Genomic DNA, 21,945 nt, shown 5'->3' on the forward strand with positions numbered 1-21,945 from the left:
TGGTCAGACGGTCGCGCGTGCTTTCGCCGGGCGCGCTTCCGGCGAGCGCATCACCGTCCAGTAGACGATTTTCAGTTCGCCGTCGTAGGTTTCGACGAGCGCCGAGAGACTCTCGACCCAGTCGCCGTCGTTGCAGTAGAGAATGCCGTCGATGTCGCGGATTTCGGCCTTGTGGATGTGCCCGCACACGACGCCGTCGCAGCCGCGGCGGCGCGCTTCGTCGGTCATCACGCGCTCGAACTGCGAGATGAAGTTCACCGCGTTCTTGACCTGATGCTTCAGGTATTGCGACAGCGACCAGTAGTTGAAGCCGAGCTTCGTGCGCACGCGATTGAACCAGCGGTTGAGCAGCAGGATCATCGTGTAGGCGGTGTCGCCGAGATAGGCGAGCCATTTGGCGTGCTGGATCACGCCATCGAAGAGATCGCCGTGCACGATCCATAGACGCTTGCCCGCGAGCGTCGTGTGAAAGGCTTCGCCGCGAACGTGGATGTCGCCGAACGCGAGATCGCAGAACTGGCGCGCCGCTTCGTCGTGATTGCCCGGGATGTACACGACCTGCGTGCCCTTTCGCGCCTTGCGCAGGATTTTCTGCACGACGTCGTTGTGCGCCTGCGGCCAGAACCAGCCTTTGCGAAGCTGCCATCCGTCGATGATGTCGCCGACGAGATACAGATACTCCGACTCGTGGTGCCGCAGGAAATCGAGCAGATACGGCGCCTGGCAGCCGCCCGAGCCGAGGTGGATATCGGACAGCCAGATCGTGCGGTATCGATGCGGCTCTCCGCCAGAATCGGCGGTGCCGTCGTGCTGGCCCGGCGACGCGGATTCGGACCCGAACGATTCCGTGGACTCCGATCGCAGCGCGAAGGGACCGGTGCGCAGTTCGCTATTGCTGAAGCTGAAGGGAGAGGGCGGGTCGATTGCCGGTCGGGCGGACGAGTTGAAGGCCATTGGCTCGCGCATCGGGTTTCGGTATGCGCATTACGCCTTCCGGCCGTGACCGAGCCGTGACAGTCACGAGAAGTTCTTATTACTTGACAACGGATTGCGCGGGAACGATGCGCGTGCCGGCGAGGCGGTCATGGAGAAATTGACGCGCCGGATCGAGCCACACGGCGGCGGCCCACAGCGCGACCCACGCGGCGAAGACGGCGAGCGTCTGCGGCACGGCGAGCGAGAAGAGCGGGTGCAGCGCGAGCGGCGGCAGGAACCACAGCCACGCGAGCGCGTAGCGCGCGAGCGCGCGGGCGGGTTTGACGGGTTGCCCGCGCGCATCGACGAGTTTGAGGCGCCAGGTTTTCATCGGCAGGGTCTGGCCGCCGTGCGTCCAGAAATACACGAAGTAAGCCGCGAGGACAATGCCGATCCACGACATCAGCCAGTTGTGATGCGTGAGGCCGTTGCGTTGCTGCGTGAGCGTGCTGAAGAGATAACCGGCGAGGAACACGACGCCGAAGAGAATGACGCCTTCGTAGAGCATCGTCGCGAGCCGGCGGCGCAGTGTGGGCGCGCGCATCGGATCGACGGTGGCCACTGCCGGCTGCGCGCTCACGAGCCGTTGTACATCGAAGGCGCCTGCTGCGGCGATACCGGAATCGGCGTGGCCGGCACGATGCTCGCCGCGCTCGGAATGGCGGGTTGCGCCGGCGCGCCGGAAACGGGCACTGCCGGCGCGGCCGCCGCCGCCGAACTGCCGTCCACGTGGCCGCCGACGTGTCCCTGCTCGCGCGCCGCGACGAGCCGGTTGATGTCCTTCACTTCCGTCTTGCCGGTGGGCGGCGCGGAAACGATTGTCGGACGGCGCGTGTGCTCGCTCGCGGCCAGCTTTTTCTTCTGTTCTTCGGAGAGCTTCTGATACGCGTCCCACGCCTTCTCGCGCTTTTCGAGCGGCACCGACTTCGAAACCTGATAGTTCTCGCGCGCGACCTTGCGCTGGTCGGGCGTGAGCCGCACCCATTCTTCCATGCGCTGATGCAGATGCTTCTGCGCGTCGGGCGACATCCGATGGAACCGCGACGCGATCCTGAGCCACTTTTTCTTGCGCTCGTCGGAGAACGAGTCCCACTGCGTGGCGAAGGGCGCGAGCGCAACGTGCTGCGCTTCGGTGAGATGACTCCAGGAGATCGGGCTGTCGGACGACAGCGCCGCGAGCGGCGATGCGTTCGAATCGGCGGGCGTGCCGGAACTGCCGCTCGGCGCGGCGGCGGACGACGGCGCTGCGGCGGTGGAATAAAAGCGCGGATAAGTCGCGGCGAACGCAACCAGACCCGCAATCGCGCAACTAAAGACAATCGCGAGACCGCGCTTGTAACTCACCCGGAAATTCCCCCGCTGTTTTCAGTGCTTAATGATTGCGCGTCAGATACGCGTTGAAACCGTGATCCAGATAGGCGTCGATGGGCAGGCTGTCGCTCATCATGGCCGCGTCGATGTCGGCCAGTTCCGCCTTGCGCTGCTGATCTTCCCAATACGCGATGCCCGCAATCCCGATGACGAGCGCCGCGAGCGGCCACGCGAGTCCGAGGCCGCCGAGCCGCGCGAGCAGCCCTTTTGCGCCGCGGCCGTTATCGGCGCCGCCCGCGTCGAGCGTGCCTCCGGCGAACGCCGGAGCGAAGGCGGGCGCGGTCATCGCGACGGCCACCTTCTCCGGCTTCTTGCGCGCGATCGCGGCGCGGCGCGCATCGCGCAGCCGGTCGACGGCGGCAGCCGGAATGTTCAACGTGCTTTCATCGAGTGCGCGCACGACTTTCAGCGCGAACTCGTTTTCCTTCGTTTCAAGAGTGGAACTCATAGCGTGATCCCTTTGGCTTTCAGGGCTTGCGCGAGTGCATGCGTAGCGCGTGAACAGTGCGTCTTCACGCTACCCTCGGAGCATCCCATCGCGGCGGCCGTCTCGGCGACATCCATATCCTCCCAGTAACGCATGAGAAAAGCTTCTCGTTGACGCGCGGGCAGTTTCTGGATTTCGGCGTCGATCAGATTCAATACCTGCTCGCGCTCCAGACGGTTTTCGCTGCTCTCGCTGCCCGCCGCGCCGTCCTCGGATTCGAGGGTTTCGAGCGGGTCGAATTCGTCGTCGTCCGCATTGCCGAAGGACGAAAACAGGCTGACCCAGGTGTTGCGCACCTTCTGGCGACGAAAATAATCATGCGTCGCGTTCTGAAGGATACGCTGGAATAAAAGGGGAAGCTCGGATGCAGGCCGGTCGCCGTATTTTTCCGCCAGCTTGATCATCGCGTCCTGCACGATGTCGAGCGCCGCGTCGTCGTCGCGAACGGTGTACACGGTTTGCTTGAACGCGCGTCTTTCGACGCCCGCCAGGAAGTCGGCGAGTTCCTTGTCTGATGCCATCCGTTGGGGACCCGGCGCAACGAAGCTGCGTCCGAAGTTGCGTCGATGAGGATCGTGGAGTTCTAGGAAAACCTGCGAATCCTAGCAAAGTTTCGCCGCATCCGGAGCGGATGAGAGCTTTTGTTGCCATTTGCCGCCTGCACTCGACCGGTCGAATGCGCCCCGGACAGCCGCACCCCGTAAAGGAACTTTCGCGCCGCAACGGCGCAAAATCAGCGCGCACGCCGCGTTCGGTAACTTTTTGCTTGACCGCCCGCGCGCGCCGCTGTTACATTTTCTGACTCGCATCATCAGTGAAATGTCTGCTTTGAGGCGAGCCCAAGAAGCACGCCAGTCAAACCTAGACGCGCCGCTTGAACCCGAGCCACAAGCCCGGCAGAGAGCACCCGATCAATTTTTTGCCGAAAATTCGAAAGGTGATGAATGAACATGCCCAGCGCGGAATTCTCCACGTCGGATACGACTCCTCCTCACGAAGCTGACTCCATCGGCGCCACCGTGCTCATGCGCGCATTGGCCGATGAGAACGTCGAGTTCATTTGGGGCTATCCCGGCGGCTCGGTACTCTACATCTACGACGAGCTGTACAAGCAAGACCAGATTCAGCACATTCTCGTGCGCCACGAGCAGGCCGCCGTGCACGCCGCCGACGCGTATTCGCGCTCGACCGGCAACGTCGGCGTGTGTCTCGTGACCTCGGGCCCGGGCGTCACCAATGCCGTCACCGGCATCGCCACGGCCTACATGGATTCGATTCCGCTCGTCGTCATCAGCGGGCAGGTTCCGACCGCGGCCATCGGTCTCGACGCATTCCAGGAGTGCGACACCGTCGGCATCACGCGTCCATGCGTGAAGCACAACTTCCTCGTGAAGGACGTGCGCGACTTGGCCGAGACCGTCAAGAAAGCGTTCTACATCGCGCGTACCGGCCGTCCCGGCCCGGTACTGATCGACATTCCGAAGGACGTGTCGAAGGCGCCGTGCAAGTACGAGCCGGTCAAGAGCGTGTCGCTGCGTTCGTACAATCCGGTCACGAAGGGCCATTCGGGCCAGATCCGCAAGGCGGTGCAGCTTCTGCTGTCGGCGAAGCGCCCGTACATCTATACCGGCGGCGGCATCATCCTCGCCGATGCATCGCGCGAGCTGAACCAGTTCGCCGATCTGCTCGGCTATCCCGTCACCAACACGCTGATGGGCCTCGGCGGCTATCGCGCATCGGACAAGAAGTTCCTCGGCATGCTCGGCATGCACGGCACGTACGAAGCCAACATGGCGATGCAGAACTGCGACGTGCTGATCGCCATCGGCGCGCGCTTCGACGACCGCGTGATCGGCGATCCGAAGCACTTCGCGTCGTCGCCGCGCAAGATCATCCATATCGACGTCGACCCGTCGTCCATTTCCAAGCGCGTGAAGGTGGATATCCCCATCGTCGGCGACGTGAAGGAAGTGCTCAAGGAGCTCATCGAGCAGCTTCAGCACGCCGAGCACGGCCCGGACACGCAGGCGCTCGCGAAGTGGTGGGACGAGATCGAAGGCTGGCGCTCGAAGGATTGCCTGTCCTACGACCGCAAGAGCGAGATCATCAAGCCGCAGTACGTCGTCGAAAAGCTCTGGGAACTGACCGACGGCAACGCGTTCGTGTGTTCCGATGTCGGCCAGCATCAGATGTGGGCGGCGCAGTTCTATCCGTTCAACAAGCCGCGCCGCTGGATCAACTCGGGCGGTCTCGGCACGATGGGCTTCGGCCTGCCGGCGGCGATGGGCGTGAAGATGGCCTATCCGGACGACGAAGTGGTCTGCATCACGGGCGAAGGCTCGATCCAGATGTGCATTCAGGAGCTCTCGACGTGCAAGCAGTACAACACGCCCGTCAAGATCATCTCGCTGAACAACCGCTATCTCGGCATGGTGCGCCAGTGGCAGCAGATCGAATACAAGAAGCGCTATTCCAGTTCGTACATGGACGCGCTGCCCGACTTCGTGAAGCTCGCTGAGGCGTACGGTCACGTCGGCATTCGCGTCGAAAAGACGGCGGACGTCGAGCCGGCGCTGAAGGAAGCGCTGCGCCTGAAGGATCGCACCGTATTTCTCGACTTCCAGACCGATCCCACCGAAAACGTATTCCCGATGGTGCAGGCAGGCAAAGGCATCACGGAAATGCTGCTCGGGTCTGAGGATCTATAACGCGGCTTCGACTCGCGAGGCCCGCGCGCGCCTGTCTTCACAAAGGACATGTGACGCGCGCGGGTTTTTCGGACGAACGCCTCTTCTGGACACATTCGGGAAAAGACAATGAAACACATCATCTCCGTTTTGCTGGAGAACGAACCGGGCGCGTTATCGCGCGTCGTCGGGCTCTTTTCGGCACGCGGCTATAACATCGAAACGCTGACGGTGGCGCCGACCGAAGACAGTTCGCTGTCGCGGCTGACCATCGTCTCCATTGGCTCGGACGACGTGATCGAACAGATCACGAAGCACCTGAACCGCCTGATCGAGGTGGTGAAAGTGGTCGACCTGACAGAGGGCGCCCACATCGAGCGCGAGCTGATGCTCATCAAGGTAAGGGCGGTCGGCAAGGAACGCGAAGAAATGAAGCGCATGGCGGATATCTTCCGCGGCCGCATCATCGACGTGACCGAGAAGACCTACACGATGGAACTGACGGGCGCGTCCGACAAGCTCGACGCGTTCATCCAGGCGCTCGACGCCACGGCGATCCTCGAAACGGTTCGCACGGGCAGCTCAGGCATCGGCCGGGGCGAGCGGATTCTCAAGGTCTGACGCCTTTCCAGTCAAAACGAAGCAAAGTAGCGCAACCAAATTCAACGCACGATCAAGGAACCACCATGAAAGTTTTCTACGACAAGGACGCCGACCTCTCCCTCATCAAGGGCAAGCAAGTCACCATCATCGGTTATGGCTCGCAAGGCCATGCACACGCGCTCAACCTGAAGGAAAGCGGCGTGAACGTGACGGTCGGCCTGCGTAAGGGCGGCGCATCGTGGAGCAAGGCCGAGAACGCGGGCCTCAAGGTGAAGGAAGTGGCCGAAGCCGTGAAGGGCGCGGACGTGGTCATGATGCTGCTGCCGGACGAGCAGATCGCTGAAGTCTACAAGAACGAAGTGCATGACAACGCCAAGCAGGGCGCGGCGCTCGCGTTCGCGCACGGCTTCAACGTGCACTACGGTCAGGTGATCCCGCGCGCCGATCTGGACGTCATCATGATCGCGCCGAAGGCGCCGGGCCACACCGTGCGCAACACGTACACGCAAGGCGGCGGCGTGCCGCACCTGGTCGCCGTGGCGCAGGACAAGTCCGGCTCCGCGCGCGACGTGGCGCTGTCGTATGCGGTGGCGAACGGCGGCGGCCGCGCGGGCATCATCGAAACGAACTTCCGTGAAGAAACCGAAACGGACCTGTTCGGCGAGCAGGCCGTGCTGTGCGGCGGCACCGTCGACCTGATCAAGGCCGGCTTCGAAACGCTGGTGGAAGCCGGCTACGCGCCGGAAATGGCGTACTTCGAGTGCCTGCACGAACTGAAACTGATCGTCGACCTGATCTACGAAGGCGGCATCGCCAACATGAACTACTCGATCTCGAACAACGCCGAATATGGCGAATACGTGACGGGTCCGCGCATCGTCACGGAAGAGACGAAGAAGGCGATGAAGGCCGTGCTGAAGGACATCCAGACGGGCGAATACGCGAAGAGCTTCATCATCGAGAACCGCGCGGGTGCGCCGACGCTGCAATCGCGCCGCCGTCTGACTTCGGAGCATCAGATCGAGCAAGTCGGCGAGAAGCTGCGCGCGATGATGCCGTGGATCGCGAAGAACAAGCTCGTCGACCAGTCGAAGAACTAAATCTTTCGCTAGTCACGCTTTTTGCTGCATCGAAAGCCGCCCGGATGCCCTGTGCGCCGGGCGGCTTTTGCTATCCTACGGTTTTTATAAAACACAGAACTCGTTCATGAACTATCCTCATCCGATCATTGCCCGCGAAGGCTGGCCGTTCATCGCCATCGCGGCTGTCGTCGCCATCCTCGTGCAGGCGATCGGCGGCTTTGGCTTCGCCTGGATCTTCTGGCTGATCGTGATTTTCGTCGTCCAGTTCTTCCGCGATCCGGCCCGCCCGATTCCGACCCAGCCCAACGCGGTGCTGTGTCCGGCGGATGGCCGCATCGTCGCGGTCGAAACCGCGCACGATCCGTACGTGGGCCGCGAAGCGCTCAAGATCAGCGTGTTCATGAACGTGTTCAACGTACACTCGCAGCGCTCGCCGGTGGACGGCGCCATCACGAAGGTGCAGTACTTTCCGGGCGCGTATTTGAACGCGGCCGTCGATAAAGCGTCGACCGAGAACGAGCGCAACGCGGTCGTGCTGCAGACGGCGGGCGGGCATACCGTGACGTCGGTGCAGATCGCGGGCCTCATCGCGCGACGCATTCTCTGCTACGTGCATGTGGGCGAGCCGCTCACGCGCGGCCAGCGCTACGGCTTCATTCGCTTCGGCTCGCGTGTCGACGTGTATCTGCCGGTTGGCAGCCGGCCGCGCGTGTCGATCGGCGAGAAGGTTTCGGCTTCGTCGACGATCCTCGCCGAATTCGCGGAATAACGCGGAGGATTCGATGGCGGCATTCAAACCGCGCCGTAATCGCGCGAACGCGACGCCTCCGCGCGCGTTCCGCCGCAACAAGGCCGCGCAGGACGTCGGCGCCGTGGAGACGCGGCGCGCGAAGCGGCAGCAGTTCCTCAGAAAACGCGGCATTTACCTGCTGCCCAACGCGTTCACCACGGCCGCGCTTTTTTGCGGCTTCTTCGCCGTCGTTCAGGCGATGAACGTGCGTTTCGAGATCGCGGCCATCGCCATTTTCGTCGCGATGGTGCTCGATGGCATGGACGGACGCGTCGCGCGCATGACGCACACGCAGAGCGCGTTCGGCGAGCAGTTCGACAGCCTTTCGGACATGGTGTCGTTCGGCGTCGCGCCGGCGCTCGTCATGTACGAATGGGTGTTGAAGGATCTCGGGCGCTGGGGCTGGCTCGCCGCGTTCGTCTACTGCTCGGGCGCGGCGCTGCGGCTCGCGCGCTTCAATACGAACGTCGGCGTGGTCGACAAGCGGTACTTCCAGGGCTTGCCGTCACCGGCCGCGGCTGCGCTGATCGCCGGTTTCGTCTGGCTCGCGACCGACAATCGCGTGCCGCTCAAGCTCGTGTGGCTGCCGTGGGTCGCGTTTGCGCTGACCATCTACGCCGGCGTGACGATGGTATCGAACGCGCCGTTCTACAGCGGCAAGGCGCTCGACGTGCGCTATCGCGTGCCGTTCGCGGGCGTGTTGCTGATCGTGGTGGCGTTCGTACTGGTGTCGTCGGATCCGCCGGTCATGCTGTTCTGCCTGTTCGTGCTGTACGGCTTCTCGGGCTATATCTGGTGGGGCTATCTTGCGATGCGCGGACGGCCGAATCCCGCGCGCAGTTCGCAGCGGGAACACTAGGCCTCGACGCTTTCAAACAAAAAAGGCGGCAACCGATGAGGTTCGCCGCCTTTTTGCTTTTTGCGCGCCGATCAACCCGCGACCAGCGTGCCGTTCTGAATATGCACGCGCTCGCCTTGCTGGAACGGCGGCGGATTCTTGTACGTGAAGGTCCGAGTCTTGCCGTTTTCCATCCGCACGTGCACCGAGTAATCGGTTTCGCTGCGGATATGCTTTTCGACCGAATTGCCGGCCAGACCGCCGCCGAGCGCGCCGAGCAGCGTCATCGCCGTGCGCCCGCCGCCACGGCCGAACTGATTGCCAACGACGCCGCCCGCCACCGCGCCGCCGACCGCGCCGATGCCGGTGCCGTGGCCTTCATGCTTGACGGCTGAAATCGACTCGACGGTGCCGCACGTCGAGCAATACGCCGGATGCTGCGGCGGTTGCTGCGCATACGATGGCTGCGCGGGTCGTGGCTGCGCCGGGGCCGGTTGCGCCTGCTGCTGTGCCGCTTGCTGTTGCTGGGCGGCTTGTTGCTGCGCCGCCTGCTGTTGAGCGGCGGCTTGCTGCTGCGCCGGGCTCGGCGCGGTGGAATCGACTACTGGCTGCTGCGCGACCGCCGCCGTCTGTGTCTGCGGGTTCTGCGGGGAATTGCTCGATGCTCTCGGGAACAGTCCCGTCATCGCGGCGGTAGCCACGAGGCTCGCGACGATGACTGCGCCCGCCGCCGTGGCGATGAGCGGATGCAGACGCCGCTGCGGCGGCTGAGCGCTGCCGGAAGAGGGTGACGTGCTGAGTTTGCTGGTTCCGTTATCCATTATCGAACCTCCGTTTCGAGGCGAACTGCCGCTACCGATGTCGGCAATCACGCCCATTCTCGGGGAAGCGCCGACTTTCCGCTTTTTCGGCGTGTAACAAATTCGCGGAGATTGTCTCTTTCGAGGAAAGCAGGAGCGATGCCAATCCCGATGGCTCGAGCTGTGCGCCCTTCCGGGCCGAATACGGCTTGAAATTTTTACCAGCGGTTACAACAACGATCGTTCCATCGAAAAAAACGCGCCTCGAAAGGCGCGCTTTTTTTCGCTGAAACCCGAGGCGAAAGCTCAGTCCTCGCGACGCAGATGCGGGAACAGAATCACGTCGCGAATACTCGGGCTGTCGGTCAGCAGCATCACCAGACGGTCGATGCCGATGCCGCAACCGCCCGTCGGCGGCATGCCGTATTCGAGCGCGCGGATGTAATCGGCGTCGAAGTACATCGCTTCTTCGTCGCCGGCGTCCTTCTGGTCGACCTGCTTCTGGAAGCGCGCGGCCTGATCTTCCGGATCGTTCAGCTCCGAGAAGCCGTTGGCGATTTCGCGGCCCGTGATAAAGAGCTCGAAACGCTCGGTGATGCCCGGCACCGAATCCGACGCACGCGCGAGCGGGGACACTTCGATCGGATAATCGACAATGTACGTCGGCTCCCACAATTGCGATTCCGCCGTCTCTTCGAACAGCGCGAGCTGCAGCGAACCGAGACCGGCGTTGAGGAACGCGGGCTGCGTCGTATCCACACCGAACTTCTTCAGTTCCGTGCGCAGGAACGCGGCATCGGACAACTGCGCGTCGGTGTATTGCGGCGCGTACTTCTGAATCGCCTGATTGATCGTCAGACGATGGAACGGCTTGCTCAAATCAAGCTCGCGCCCCTGATACGTGATGGTGGCGGTGCCGAGCGCATCGATCGCGGCCTGGCGGATCAGTTGCTCGGTGAAGTCCATCAGCCAGCGGTAATCGGTGTACGCGGCGTAGAACTCCATCATCGTGAACTCCGGATTGTGACGCGGCGACACGCCTTCGTTCCGGAAGTTACGGTTGATCTCGAACACGCGCTCGAAACCGCCGACGATCAGCCGCTTCAGATACAGCTCGGGCGCGATGCGCAGGAACATTTGCATGTCGAGCGCGTTGTGATGCGTGGTGAACGGCTTGGCCGCCGCGCCGCCGGGAATGGGGTGGAGCATCGGCGTTTCGACTTCCATGAAGCTCGCCTGCGCCATGAAATTGCGGATCGACGTGACGGCTTTCGTGCGCGCCATGAAGGTCTTGCGCGATTCCGGCGTGACGATCAGATCGACATAGCGCTGGCGATAGCGCGTTTCCTGATCGGCGAGGCCGTGGAACTTGTCCGGCAGCGGACGCAGCGCCTTCGAGAGCAGACGCAACTCCGTGCAGCGCACCGACAGCTCGCCCTTGTTCGTGCGGAACAGCACGCCCTTGGCGGCGACGATATCGCCCAGATCCCACTTCTTGAATGCGTCGTAGGTTTCGGCGCCGACGTCCGCGGGCGTCACGAAGAACTGGATCTGGCCGCTGCCATCCTGAACCGTCGCGAAGCTCGCCTTGCCCATCACGCGCTTCAACATCATCCGGCCGGCGATCGCGACGGGCAGGGGATTCGCTTCGAGCGCGTCTTTATCCGTTTCGGCGTAGTCGCTCTGCAGCGCGGCGGCCTGATGCGTCGGGCGGAAGTCGTTCGGATAGGCGATGCCTTGCTCGCGCATCGCGCGCAGCTTGTCGCGTCGCTCGCCGATGATCTGGTTCTCTTCCAGTTCGGGAGCGGCGCCCGGTTGAATCGGTTCGGTCATGATGATTGTGGCTTTTTGATGCGAGGCGGGCTGAATTGAAAACGCGGATATCGAAGTCGATACCCGCGTCGGCGAATTAAACGCCCTGTTTCAGACTCGCGCTGATGAAGTCGTCGAGGTCGCCGTCGAGCACGGCGCGCGTGTTGCTCATTTCCACGTTGGTGCGCAAGTCCTTCACGCGGCTCTGGTCGAGCACGTAGGAGCGGATCTGATGGCCCCAGCCCACGTCGGTCTTGCTCGATTCGAGCTTGTCTTGCTCGGCCTGACGCTTGCGCATCTCGAATTCGTAGAGACGCGCCTTGAGCATTTGCATGGCTTCCGCGCGATTGCGGTGCTGCGAGCGGTCGTTCTGGCACTGCACGACGATGCCCGTCGGCGCGTGCGTGAGTCGCACGGCGGAGTCGGTCTTGTTGATGTGCTGGCCGCCCGCGCCGGATGCGCGATACGTGTCCGTGCGGATATCGGCGGGATTGATCTCGATCTCGATCGAATCGTCGATTTCCGGATACACGAACACCGACGAAAACGACGTGTGACGCCCACCCGACGAGTCGAACGGCGACTTGCGCACGAGGCGGTGAATGCCGGTTTCGGTGCGCAGATAGCCGTATGCGTATTCGCCTTCGACCTTGATCGTCGCGCTCTTGATGCCCGCGACGTCGCCTTCGGACTCTTCGAGCACTTCGGTCTTGAAGCCCTTGCGTTCGCAGTAGCGCAGGTACTGGCGCAGCAGCATGGACGCCCAGTCGCACGCTTCGGTGCCGCCCGCGCCCGCCTGGATGTCGATGAAGCAGTTGTTCGGGTCGGCCGGGTTCGAGAACATCCGGCGGAATTCCATGTCTTCGACGCGCAGGCGCAGCGCATCCGCATCGGATTCGGATGCGACGAGCGTGTCCTCGTCGTTTTCCTCGCGCGCCATGCCGAACAGTTCGTCCGCGTCGCGCAGGTCGTTGTCGAGGGCGGTGAGTGCGGAGACCACGCCGTCGAGCAGCTTCTTTTCGCGACCGAGCGCCTGGGCGTTCTTCGAGTCGTTCCAGACGTTCGGGTCTTCGAGTTCCTTATTGACTTCGGCTAGACGCGCGGACTTGGCGTCGTAGTCAAAGATACCCCCGTAGCTCGCCCGCGCGGCGGCGCAGGTCGGCCAGAAGGCTTTCGATCGCGTTGAGACGTTCCGCTTCCATTGTCGATCTTCGGCTTCGTAAAAAGATGAAATTATAGCCGATCGACAGGGTTTCCCCGGCCTTCGGGGTGCGCGGCGGGCCGCTCAGCCCGCGTGCTCCACGATCAGCTGCACCCGCGCGACGCCGTTCCACGAATCGCTGACGAGCCGGTACGCGACGGTCGCGCGGGGCGGCAGCGGATCGACGTGGTTGAACCAGATCGCGTTGAAACGCTGCCGCCCGCGCAACAGTGACAGCTTCAGATGCTTGTCCTTCACGAGCGCCTGCGACGCGACTTCGAACTCGCCGGAGAAGGTCGGCGCGGGAAAGCCCTGTCCCCAGACGGCGGCGTCGAGCATTTCGACGAATTGCGGCGTGAAGTACGCGTCTTCGAGTTCGCCATCGGTTTCGACGGTGCGCGACAGCGCTTCGGCCGTCAGCCATTCGCGCCCGATCGCTTCGAACGCGGCGGTGAAGCGCGGGATGTCGGCGGTGGAAAGCGTCAGGCCCGCGGCCATTGCGTGTCCGCCGAACTTGTGGATGAGGCCGGGCTCGCGTTTGGCGATCAGATCGACGGCGTCGCGCAGATGAAAGCCCGGAATGGAGCGGCCGGAGCCCTTGCTGAGCGTGCCGCTGTCGTCGGCGTGCGCGAACGTGAACGATGGCCGATGAAACCGCTCCTTCAGCCGCCCCGCGACAATGCCGATCACGCCCTGATGCCAGCTCGCGTCGTAGAGCGTGAGCGTGGCGCGCTCGCCCGGATCGATCGTCTGCAATTCGGCGAGCGCCTGCTGCTGCATGTCGGCTTCGATTTCGCGACGCTCGCGGTTCATCGAATCGAGTTGCTGCGCGAGCTCCCAGGCGCGGCCGACATCGTCGGTCGTCAGGCATTCGATGCCGAGCGACATGTCCGACAGCCGTCCCGCCGCGTTGAGGCGCGGCCCGAGTGCAAAGCCGAGATCGAAACCCGACGCCGCGCGCGCATCGCGGCCGGCGGCGCGAAAGAGCGCGGCGATGCCCGGCTGCATGCGGCCCGAGCGAATCCGCTTCAGGCCTTGCGCGACGAGAATGCGGTTGTTGCAGTCGAGCTTCACGACATCGGCGACGGTGCCGAGCGCGACGAGATCGAGCAGGCCATCGAGACGCGGCTCGGGTGTGCCATCGGCATAAGCGCCGCGCCGCCGCAACTCCGCGCGCAACGCGAGCAGCACGTAGAACATGACGCCGACACCCGCGATGCACTTGCTCGGAAACGCGCAGCCCGGCTGATTCGGATTGACGATCGCGCGCGCGGCGGGCAGCTCGTCGCCGGGCAGGTGATGATCGGTGACGAGCACGTCGATGCCGAGCGCGTTCGCCGCCGCGACGCCATCGACGCTCGCGATGCCGTTATCGACCGTGATGAGCAGATCGGGCAGGCCGCTCTTCGAACGCGACGCCAGCTCGACGATTTCCGGCGTCAGCCCGTAGCCGTATTCGAAGCGGTTCGGAACCAGATAGTCGATGTTCGCGCCGAACATCCGCAGCCCGCGCACGGCGACGGCGCATGCGGTCGCGCCGTCGCAATCGTAGTCCGCGACGACGAGCATGCGCTGTCCCGAGACCAGCGCATCGGCGAGCACGACGGCGGCGGCGTCGCAGCCTTTCAGGCCGGCGGGCGCGTGCAGGCGCTTGAATTCGGTTTCGACTTCATCGGGAGAAGTCACGCCGCGCGATGCGTAAAGACGCGCGATGACGGGATGCAGGCCGTGGCGCATCAGCGCTTCGGCATCGGCGGGAGAAGAAGCGCGCGTAACGATTCGCGTCATTGCAAAGTGCCTTATTCGATGAAGAGCGCCGCGATCGGCCGGCGCCGCCAGAACTTGCGCAGATCGGCGCGCGTGACCGAGAGCGTGACCGAGCCGGTATCGCCGCAAAGCGTGAGACTCAGGCGGCCGAGCGAGCCGTCGAGAAGCGCCTGCAGCGCGGGCGCGAACCACGCGTTTTCCAGCGCCTTGAGCGCATCGTTCCAGCGCGCCCAATCCTGTTCGATGAACGGCGCGGAGAACGCATCGAGCTCGACGAGCGTCGCGTCCTGCGCGTCGTCTTTCGAGAGCGATGCAAACGACGCCGGCGGCATCGACGGCTTCACGCCGGAAGCGAGCGCGAGACCGCGCGTTGCGGCCGCATCGGACATCACGCGCGCGAACGGGCTTTGCACGGGCCGCATCGCGCCTTGTCCGTGGAGCCAGATCGAATTGATCGCAGGCAGGCCGCGCGATTCGCGTTCCAGATTCAGCGGATGTTCGAACCATGCCATCTGCACTTCGTTCTGCAGCTTCATCCACGCGCGCGAGCGATCGCCGGTGCGGGCCTCGTGCGGCAGCCAGATTTCGATGTTGCGCCCGGTCGCGCGCAACGGCGATGCGCCCGCGAGCGCGCCCAGCGCTTCACCCGACACGTACCAGCGTAATGGCGTCGGCGCTTGCAGCGTCACGCCGAGCGCTTCGATCACCGGCCGCGCGGTCTGGAGCAGGGCGCGCGCTTCTTCCGTGTGCACGCCGAGCGTGTCGGGATCGATCAATACGAGATGATCGTGCGCGATACGGACATGAACCGGCTCGATGCAGGCCCAGAGCGCATCGCCGGGCGTGCCGCCGTCGGCGAGCAGCATGAAGGGCGCGAGCGGGGCGTCGTCGGCATAGCGCTGATCGGCGGGCGTCACCGCGCCGAAGCGGCGCGCGATCCAGCGTTCGTGCGGCAGCGTGCGCTGAAAATCCTCGCCGATGACGCGTTCTTCGAGCGTGGCGCGGGCGAGCAGCTTGTCGAGCGCCGCGCTCTCCAGTCCGTGCAGGGCGGTGGCGGCGTCCGCGGCCGAAGGCAGGGCGAACGGCAACAGGAGATGGAGATGATGAACGGGCATGATGCTCGGCATTGTAGGGCAAAGCGCCTTCTCCGATCAGGCTCGGCGCGCCGTTCCCGCCTCGCGGACGAAGGCTGCCAGTGCGTGGCTTTCGCGACATATGGCAAACTTTCGCAAATTTGCTTCACCGGACTCAACAACGCTGGAACAGCAGCAGAAAGGAATCGCTTGAAACTTCCGTACGAATGGCAGATCGGCTGGCGCTACACGCGCGCCAGCAAACGCACCACGGGCAACGGCTTCATCTCCTTCATCGCGCTCGTTTCGATGGCGGGCATCGCGCTCGGCGTCGCCGCGCTGATCGTCGTGCTGTCGGTCATGAACGGCTTCCAGAAGGAAGTGCGCGACCGCATGCTGTCGGTGCTCGCGCACGTCGAAATCTTCTCGCCGACGGGTTCCATGCCCGACTGGCAACTGACCGCGCAGGAAGCGAAGCGCAATCCGGAAGTGATCGGCGCCGCGCCTTATGTCGAAGCGCAGGCGCTGCTCACGCGTCAGGGCGCCGTGAGCGGCGTCGCGCTGCGCGGCGTGGAGCCCACGCTCGAGCCGGAAGTGTCCGACATCGGCAAGGAAATGCGCGCGGGCAAGCTCACGGACCTGAAGCCGGGCGAGTTCGGCATCGTGCTCGGCAAGGATCTCGCGGCCAACCTCGGCGTGACGCGGGGCGACAAGATCACGCTCGTCGCGCCCGAAGGCACCATCACGCCGGCCGGCATGATGCCGCGCCTCAAGCAGTTCACCGTCGTCGGCGTTTTCGAGTCGGGGCACTACGAATACGATTCGACGCTCGCGCTCATCGAAATCCGCGATGCCGAAGCGCTCTTTCGCCTGCCTGCGCCGACCGGCGTGCGCCTGCGCCTGAAGGACATGCAGCGCGCGCCCGAAGTCGCGCGCCAGCTCGCGGGCACGCTGTCGGGCGATCTGTACATTCGCGACTGGACGCAGCAGAACAAGACGTGGTTCTCCGCCGTGCAGATCGAGAAACGCATGATGTTCATCATCCTCACGCTGATCATCGCGGTAGCGGCGTTCAATCTCGTGTCGTCGCTCGTGATGACCGTCACCGATAAGCAGGCCGATATCGCCATTCTGCGCACGCTCGGCGCGCAGCCGGGCTCGATCATGAAGATATTCGTCGTGCAGGGCGTGACGATCGGCTTCATCGGCACGGCCCTCGGCGTGACGCTCGGCTGTCTGATCGCGTGGAGCATTCCATGGCTCGTGCCGATGATCGAGCATCTTTTCAACGTGCAGTTCCTGCCGTCTTCGGTGTATTTCATCAGTGAACTGCCGTCTGAGCTCGTGCCGGGCGATGTCGTCAAGATCGGCGTCATCGCATTTTTGTTGTCGTCGCTCGCCACGCTCTATCCGAGCTGGCGCGGCGCGAAGGTTCGTCCGGCGGAGGCGCTGCGCTATGAGTGATCTGATTCCGGCCAACAACATCGTGCTGCGGGCATCGGCGATTTCGAAGACGTTCGTGCAGGGCGGCTTCAACGTGCAGGTGCTCAACAACGCGCAACTCGACGTGATGAAGGGCGAAAAGCTCGCGATCGTCGGCGCATCGGGCTCGGGTAAAAGCACGCTGCTGCATGTGCTCGGCGGGCTCGACGAACCGAGCGCGGGCAAGGTCTCGCTGCTCGGCAAGCCGTTCACCGAACTGAAGGAAAAGGAACGCAACGAGCTGCGCAATCGCGCGCTCGGTTTCGTGTATCAGTTCCATCATCTGCTGCCGGAATTCACGGCGCTCGACAACGTCGCGATGCCGCTGCGCATCCGCCGCATGCCCGAGGAAGACGCGCGCAAGGAAGCGCTCGTCATGCTGGAGCGCGTGGGCATCGGGCATCGGGCGAAGCATCGGCCGGGCGAATTGTCGGGCGGCGAGCGTCAGCGCGTGGCGATCGCGCGGGCGCTCGTCACGCATCCCGCATGCGTGCTCGCCGACGAACCCACCGGCAATCTCGACGGCGGCACCGCCGATACCGTCTTCAACCTGATGCTGGAGCTGTCGCGCACGCTCGAGACGAGCTTCGTGATCGTCACGCACGATCCCGATCTCGCCGCGCGCTGCGACCGCATCCTGCGCCTGCGCGACGGCGTGCTGCACGAAGAGCCGGTCGTGCCGGTCTGAATCTTTCGCGACGCGCGGAGGCCGCCATGTGGATCGATACGCACTGTCATCTGGATGCCGGCGAATTCGATGCCGACCGCGATGCCGTCGCCGATGCCGCGCTCGATGCGCTCGTGACGCGCATCGTGATTCCGGGCGTCGGGCGCTTCAACTTCGACACGGTGCGGGCGCTGGCGCATCGCATCGAAGGCGGCGCGTACGCGCTCGGCATTCATCCGCTCTTCACGCCGGGCGCGCACGAAGACGACCTGCGCGCGCTGCGCGAGGAAATCGAAGCGAGCATGGACGATCCGCACTTTGTGGGCATCGGCGAAATCGGGCTGGATTACTTCGTGCCGACGCTCGACGACGCCCGCCAGCAGTTCTTCTACAACGAGCAACTGAAGCTCGCGCGCGAGTTCGATCTGCCGGTCATCTGTCATGTGCGCAAGTCGCAGGACAAGGTGCTGAAGGGCTTGCGCGCGCACGACATTCATCGCGGCATCGCGCATGCGTTCAACGGCAGTTTCCAGCAGGCCGAGGCGTTCATCGCGCAAGGCATGCATCTCGGCTTCGGCGGCAATCTCACGTTCGAGCGCGCGCGGCAGATCCGCCGGCTCGCGACGGAGCTGCCGCTCGACGCGATCGTGCTCGAAACCGATGCGCCCGACATCGCGCCGTCCTGGCGCTACAAGCAACGCAACACGCCGGACCAGGTCGCGCGCATCGCGCAAGTGCTCGCGCAACTGCGCGGCATCGACGAAAACGTGCTTTCCCTAGGCACAACGGCTAACGCTCACGCTGCGCTCCCACGGCTCGCGCTCGCCTCTTCATAATCGTTTCGATGGACGCATCGGCTGCATGCGTTCGCCGTGACGAGGAACGAAGAGGGAAGATGTGCGGGCGATTCTGCTGGGATTTGCATTGGGTGTCTGGTGGTTGCAGCAGCAGGCTCGCTTGCCGGATGTCATCGCGTGGTGCGCGTGCTGCACGGCGTTCGTCATCGCGATTGCGTCGGGCGCGATCGAGCCGCGTGCGCGCATCGCGAGCTTCGCGCTGGCTGCTTGCGCGCTGGGTTTCGCGTATGCGGCGATACGCGCGGATGTGCGGCTGCGCGAACAATTGCCAGCACGCTACGAGCAGCGCGACATCGAACTGACGGGTTTCGTGCGCGGCATGCCCGAGCGACGCGCCGACGGTACGCGCTTTCTCTTCGAAGTCGAGGCCAACGGCGCGAAATTGCATGACTTTCCGCGCGTCGTGCGCTTGCTTTGGATGTCGGGCGATCATGTTCCGGACCTGCACGCCGGCGAGCGATGGAGCTTGATGGCGCGTTTGAAGCGTCCGCATGCCAACGCCAACTTCGGTCTGCGCGATGCCGAAGCAACGCTGCTCGAACGCGGCATTCGCGCGACGGGTTATGTATCGGCAGCACGCGAGCCGCGCCGTTTGCACGCCGATGCGTCGGGTCCGCGGCTGACGATCGACCGGCTGCGTGCGCGCGCACGCGAACGCATCGAGACCGTGCTCGGCGATGCGCCGCATCGCGGGATCATCGTCGCGCTCGCGGTGGGCGCGCAGGACGCCGTCAGCGATGCCGACTGGACCGTCATGCGCGCGACCGGCACGAGTCATCTCGTTGCGATATCGGGCTTGCATATCGGCTTCGTCGCGGGGCTGGCGGCGTTGATCGTCGGATTCGTGTGGAAGCGCGTGCGCGTGCGCGGCCTGAGCGCGCCGTTGATCGCGGCCACGCCGAAAGCGGCGGCCATCGGCGCGACCGTGTTCGCTGCGTGCTATGCCGCGCTCGCCGGTTTCAACGTGCCCGCGCAACGCACGCTGTGGATGCTGCTGGTCGTTGCGCTCGCGTTTTTCTTTGGACGACGGCCGTCGTCGTCGCTCGTGCTGCTTTGGGCGCTCGCGTTCGTGCTGATCGCGGATCCGTGGGCGGTGACAGCGCCGGGATTCTGGCTGTCGTTCTGCGCGGTGGCGGCGATTCTGCATGCGATCGCGTCGGCGGGACGTCGCGCGTCGCGGGCGCAAACGGAAGAACGGGACGACGTCGATCAATGGGATCGCGTCGATCCGAGCGAAGTCGGTCATCGTCCGCAACATGTCGCGAAGCGCAGGCCGCTCGCGATCGTCGCGCGGTTCGCCGCGCGCGCGCGGCGGTATATCGCGTCGAGCGCGCGTGTGCAGTACGCGGTGACGATCGCGCTCGCGCCGCTCACCGCCTACTGGTTCTCGCAGATTCCGCTGCTCGGTCCGCTCGCGAATGCGTTCGCGATTCCGTGGATCAGCGCGCTCGTGACGCCCGCGACGCTCGCCGGTCTCATGCTTCCCGCACCGCTCGATGCGCCGATGCTTCACGTCGCCCATGCCGCGTTGTCCGTGCTCTGCGACATGCTCGCGCGTCTCGCGAATGCCGCGCCCGCGTCGCTCTGGCTTTTGCCCCGGCCGGATGCGTTCGCGCTCGCGGCATCGTGCGTCGGCGTCGCATGGGCGCTCGCGCCGCGCGGCTGGCCGTTGCGCTTCGCCGCGCCGCTGACGTGGCTGCCGCTGCTCGCGCCCGCGATGCATCCCGCGCCGGTCGGCGCGTTTCGCGTCACCGCGCTCGATATCGGCCAGGGCTCGGCGCTCGTCGTCGAAACGGCGCGGCACACGTTGCTCTTCGACGCCGGTCCCGGTCCCGAATCGACGCATGCGGGCGAGCGGATCGTGGTGCCGTATCTGCAGGCTGCGGGCGTGCGCGCGCTCGATGCGCTCGTCATCAGCCATTCCGATTCGGATCACGCGGGCGGCGCGCCGGCGGTGCTGCAATCGATCGCCGTGCGGCAACTGCTCGCGTCGCTGCCCGCGCAGGACGCGTCGTGGTCCGATGCGCGCGCACGCGGCGCGCAGACGCTGCGTTGCGCGGCGGGGCAGCGCTGGACGTGGGACGGCGTCGAATTCCGAATGCTGTGGCCCGAGCCGGGACCGCTTTCGGGCAGGCCGAATCGGCAGTCGTGCGTGCTCAAGGTGACGAACGGGGCGGGACGCTCGGCGCTCTTCGCCGCCGATATCGAAGCGGACGTCGAACGCATGCTGATCGCGCGCGACGCGTCAGACCTGCGCGCCGATGTGCTCATCGTGCCGCATCACGGCAGCCGCACTTCGTCCACCGAGCCTTTCCTCGATTCTGTCGGGCCGTTGGCCGCGATATTTCAGGTAGGCTATCGCAACCGTTTTCATCATCCGCATCCGACCGTTTTCGCGCGCTACCGGATGCGCGACATCGTGCTTTCGCGCAGCGACGAAGACGGCGCGGCGCGTATCGAAATCGGTTCGCAGATTACGTTCGAGCGCTACCGGCAAAGCCACGCGCGCTACTGGATGGCGCGCTAAACGCTAAAAAAACAAGAGACACGCTTGAAAGACATCATCCATTTCTCGCACGCGAACGGTTTTCCCGCATCGACGTATCGCACGATGTTCGCGGAGCTTTCCGACGAATACGAAGTTCGCAGTATCGAGCGCATCGGTCATGACGCGCGCTTTCCCGTGACGCGCGACTGGCCGTATCTCGTCGATCAGCTCATCGACGACATGAGCCGCTATCGGCGCGAAGCCGACGGCGATCATCCGAAGGTGTGGCTCGTCGGGCATTCGCTCGGCGGCTATCTGTCGCTGATGGCGGCGCTGAAGCGCCCGGAATGGGTGAAAGGCGTGGTGATGCTCGATTCGCCGGTGATCGCGGGCTGGAAGAGCGGACTCCTGCGCGTCACGCAATGGACCGGGCTGGACGAGCGCCTGTCGCCCGCCGCCGCGACGCGCAAGCGCCGCACGCAGTGGGCGAGCCGCGACGAGGCGTGGCGGCATTTCCTGTCGAAACCGGCGTTCGCGCGCTGGGACGAACGCATGCTGTCGGACTATATCGATTTCGGCATTCCGCAGACCCATGCGAACGGCGCACGCTCGCTCGCATTCGATCGCCATGTGGAATATCTGATCTATCGCACGCTGCCGCACACGCTCGGCGCGCGGCTCGCGCACGGCGCGCCGGTGCCCGTCGGTTTCATCGCGGGGACGCATTCGCGCGAAGTGCGCCAGGTCGGGCTCGGGATGACGCGGCGCATCGCGGGCGAGCACATCGAATGGATGGAAGGCAGCCATCTCTTTCCGATGGAGCGCCCGATCGACACCGCGCGCGCCGTGCAGCGGCTGCTCACGGCCATGCAGACGGCGCGCTGAAAAGGGCGCGAGCACGCGCGCGGGACTTGACGAACGGCCCGCGTCACGTTCCGCAAAAATGACGCCGAAATGCGCGGATT

The 21,945-nt window shown here is 64.4% G+C and carries 20 protein-coding genes; 10 read left to right on the forward strand and 10 right to left on the reverse strand.

Annotated features, from left to right (window positions below; translation table 11 throughout):
• Window positions 1-3: 3 nt before the first annotated feature.
• From BG60_RS22975 to BG60_RS22995, 5 genes are all read right to left on the reverse strand, one after another.
• Window positions 4-966, reverse strand: a complete 963-nt coding sequence (locus tag BG60_RS22975; protein ID WP_144403575.1) for a UDP-2,3-diacylglucosamine diphosphatase — start codon at window positions 964-966, stop codon at window positions 4-6.
• Window positions 967-1,033: 67 nt separating this feature from the next.
• A complete protein-coding gene (locus BG60_RS22980) occupies window positions 1,034-1,555 on the reverse strand; it encodes an RDD family protein (protein ID WP_008341911.1) in 522 nt (173 codons plus the stop codon).
• On the reverse strand, window positions 1,552-2,319 hold the full coding sequence (locus tag BG60_RS22985) for a DUF3106 domain-containing protein (RefSeq protein ID WP_008341910.1): 768 nt from the start codon (window positions 2,317-2,319) through the stop codon (window positions 1,552-1,554). The genes BG60_RS22980 and BG60_RS22985 overlap by 4 nt, the downstream gene beginning before the upstream one ends.
• Window positions 2,320-2,347: 28 nt before the next feature.
• Window positions 2,348-2,794 carry a DUF3619 family protein gene (locus tag BG60_RS22990; RefSeq protein WP_034473052.1) on the reverse strand — a complete coding sequence of 149 codons (447 nt, stop codon included), beginning with the start codon at window positions 2,792-2,794 and terminating at the stop codon, window positions 2,348-2,350.
• Window positions 2,791-3,354 carry an RNA polymerase sigma factor gene (locus BG60_RS22995; RefSeq protein ID WP_008341908.1) on the reverse strand — a complete coding sequence of 188 codons (564 nt, stop codon included), beginning with the start codon at window positions 3,352-3,354 and terminating at the stop codon, window positions 2,791-2,793. The genes BG60_RS22990 and BG60_RS22995 overlap by 4 nt, the downstream gene beginning before the upstream one ends.
• A gap of 423 nt (window positions 3,355-3,777) precedes the next feature.
• Between BG60_RS22995 and BG60_RS23000 the strand changes: the two genes are divergently transcribed.
• The 5 genes from BG60_RS23000 to pssA all read left to right on the forward strand — a co-directional run bounded on the left by BG60_RS23000 (window position 3,778) and on the right by pssA (window position 8,854).
• Window positions 3,778-5,541: an acetolactate synthase 3 catalytic subunit gene (locus tag BG60_RS23000; RefSeq protein WP_008341907.1), complete on the forward strand. Its 1,764-nt coding sequence runs from the start codon at window positions 3,778-3,780 to the stop codon at window positions 5,539-5,541.
• Between the two features lie 108 nt (window positions 5,542-5,649).
• A complete protein-coding gene (ilvN, locus tag BG60_RS23005; protein WP_008341906.1) occupies window positions 5,650-6,141 on the forward strand; it encodes an acetolactate synthase small subunit in 492 nt (163 codons plus the stop codon).
• 65 nt (window positions 6,142-6,206) lie between these two features.
• Window positions 6,207-7,223, forward strand: coding sequence for a ketol-acid reductoisomerase (gene ilvC / locus BG60_RS23010; protein ID WP_008341903.1), 1,017 nt, complete (start codon window positions 6,207-6,209; stop codon window positions 7,221-7,223).
• 106 nt (window positions 7,224-7,329) lie between these two features.
• Window positions 7,330-7,974, forward strand: coding sequence for a phosphatidylserine decarboxylase (locus BG60_RS23015; RefSeq protein ID WP_034473054.1), 645 nt, complete (start codon window positions 7,330-7,332; stop codon window positions 7,972-7,974).
• A 13-nt stretch (window positions 7,975-7,987) separates the two neighbouring features.
• The gene (gene pssA, locus BG60_RS23020; RefSeq protein WP_034473055.1) at window positions 7,988-8,854 is read left to right on the forward strand and encodes a CDP-diacylglycerol--serine O-phosphatidyltransferase; all 867 of its coding nucleotides are present in this window, start codon (window positions 7,988-7,990) and stop codon (window positions 8,852-8,854) included.
• 71 nt (window positions 8,855-8,925) lie between these two features.
• On the opposite strand, the gene BG60_RS23025 is transcribed toward pssA, so the two are convergent.
• The 5 genes from BG60_RS23025 to BG60_RS23050 all read right to left on the reverse strand — a co-directional run bounded on the left by BG60_RS23025 (window position 8,926) and on the right by BG60_RS23050 (window position 15,540).
• Window positions 8,926-9,654, reverse strand: a complete 729-nt coding sequence (locus BG60_RS23025; RefSeq protein ID WP_034473056.1) for a glycine zipper 2TM domain-containing protein — start codon at window positions 9,652-9,654, stop codon at window positions 8,926-8,928.
• 285 nt (window positions 9,655-9,939) lie between these two features.
• Entirely contained in the window at window positions 9,940-11,466 is a 1,527-nt protein-coding gene (gene lysS / locus BG60_RS23030; RefSeq protein WP_034473058.1) for a lysine--tRNA ligase, read from the reverse strand.
• A 76-nt stretch (window positions 11,467-11,542) separates the two neighbouring features.
• Window positions 11,543-12,647 (reverse strand): peptide chain release factor 2 gene (gene prfB / locus BG60_RS23035; RefSeq protein ID WP_144403574.1). Its coding sequence is split into 2 segments (ribosomal slippage): window positions 11,543-12,565 and window positions 12,567-12,647, totalling 1,104 coding nucleotides; the frame shifts between segments, so codons are not numbered across the junction.
• A gap of 83 nt (window positions 12,648-12,730) precedes the next feature.
• Window positions 12,731-14,434, reverse strand: coding sequence for a single-stranded-DNA-specific exonuclease RecJ (recJ, locus tag BG60_RS23045; protein ID WP_034473059.1), 1,704 nt, complete (start codon window positions 14,432-14,434; stop codon window positions 12,731-12,733).
• A gap of 11 nt (window positions 14,435-14,445) precedes the next feature.
• The gene (locus tag BG60_RS23050) at window positions 14,446-15,540 is read right to left on the reverse strand and encodes a hypothetical protein (RefSeq protein ID WP_008341889.1); all 1,095 of its coding nucleotides are present in this window, start codon (window positions 15,538-15,540) and stop codon (window positions 14,446-14,448) included.
• A gap of 156 nt (window positions 15,541-15,696) precedes the next feature.
• Here BG60_RS23050 and BG60_RS23055 point away from each other — a divergent pair, with 156 nt between their 5' ends.
• The 5 genes from BG60_RS23055 (at window position 15,697) to BG60_RS23075 (ending at window position 21,865) form a co-directional block, all read left to right on the forward strand.
• The gene (locus BG60_RS23055; RefSeq protein ID WP_033535777.1) at window positions 15,697-16,950 is read left to right on the forward strand and encodes a lipoprotein-releasing ABC transporter permease subunit; all 1,254 of its coding nucleotides are present in this window, start codon (window positions 15,697-15,699) and stop codon (window positions 16,948-16,950) included.
• Window positions 16,943-17,656, forward strand: coding sequence for a lipoprotein-releasing ABC transporter ATP-binding protein LolD (gene lolD, locus BG60_RS23060; protein ID WP_008341887.1), 714 nt, complete (start codon window positions 16,943-16,945; stop codon window positions 17,654-17,656). The genes BG60_RS23055 and lolD overlap by 8 nt, the downstream gene beginning before the upstream one ends.
• A 26-nt stretch (window positions 17,657-17,682) precedes the next feature.
• Window positions 17,683-18,471 (forward strand): TatD family hydrolase, encoded by a 789-nt coding sequence (locus tag BG60_RS23065; RefSeq protein WP_034473060.1) that lies wholly within the window; start codon window positions 17,683-17,685, stop codon window positions 18,469-18,471.
• A gap of 61 nt (window positions 18,472-18,532) precedes the next feature.
• Window positions 18,533-21,019, forward strand: coding sequence for a DNA internalization-related competence protein ComEC/Rec2 (locus tag BG60_RS23070; protein ID WP_034473061.1), 2,487 nt, complete (start codon window positions 18,533-18,535; stop codon window positions 21,017-21,019).
• Window positions 21,020-21,043: 24 nt separating this feature from the next.
• On the forward strand, window positions 21,044-21,865 hold the full coding sequence (locus BG60_RS23075) for an alpha/beta fold hydrolase (protein WP_008341881.1): 822 nt from the start codon (window positions 21,044-21,046) through the stop codon (window positions 21,863-21,865).
• Window positions 21,866-21,945: the final 80 nt, after the last annotated feature.

It is taken from the genome of Caballeronia zhejiangensis (genome assembly GCF_000698575.1).
Lineage (GTDB): Bacteria > Pseudomonadota > Gammaproteobacteria > Burkholderiales > Burkholderiaceae > Caballeronia > Caballeronia zhejiangensis.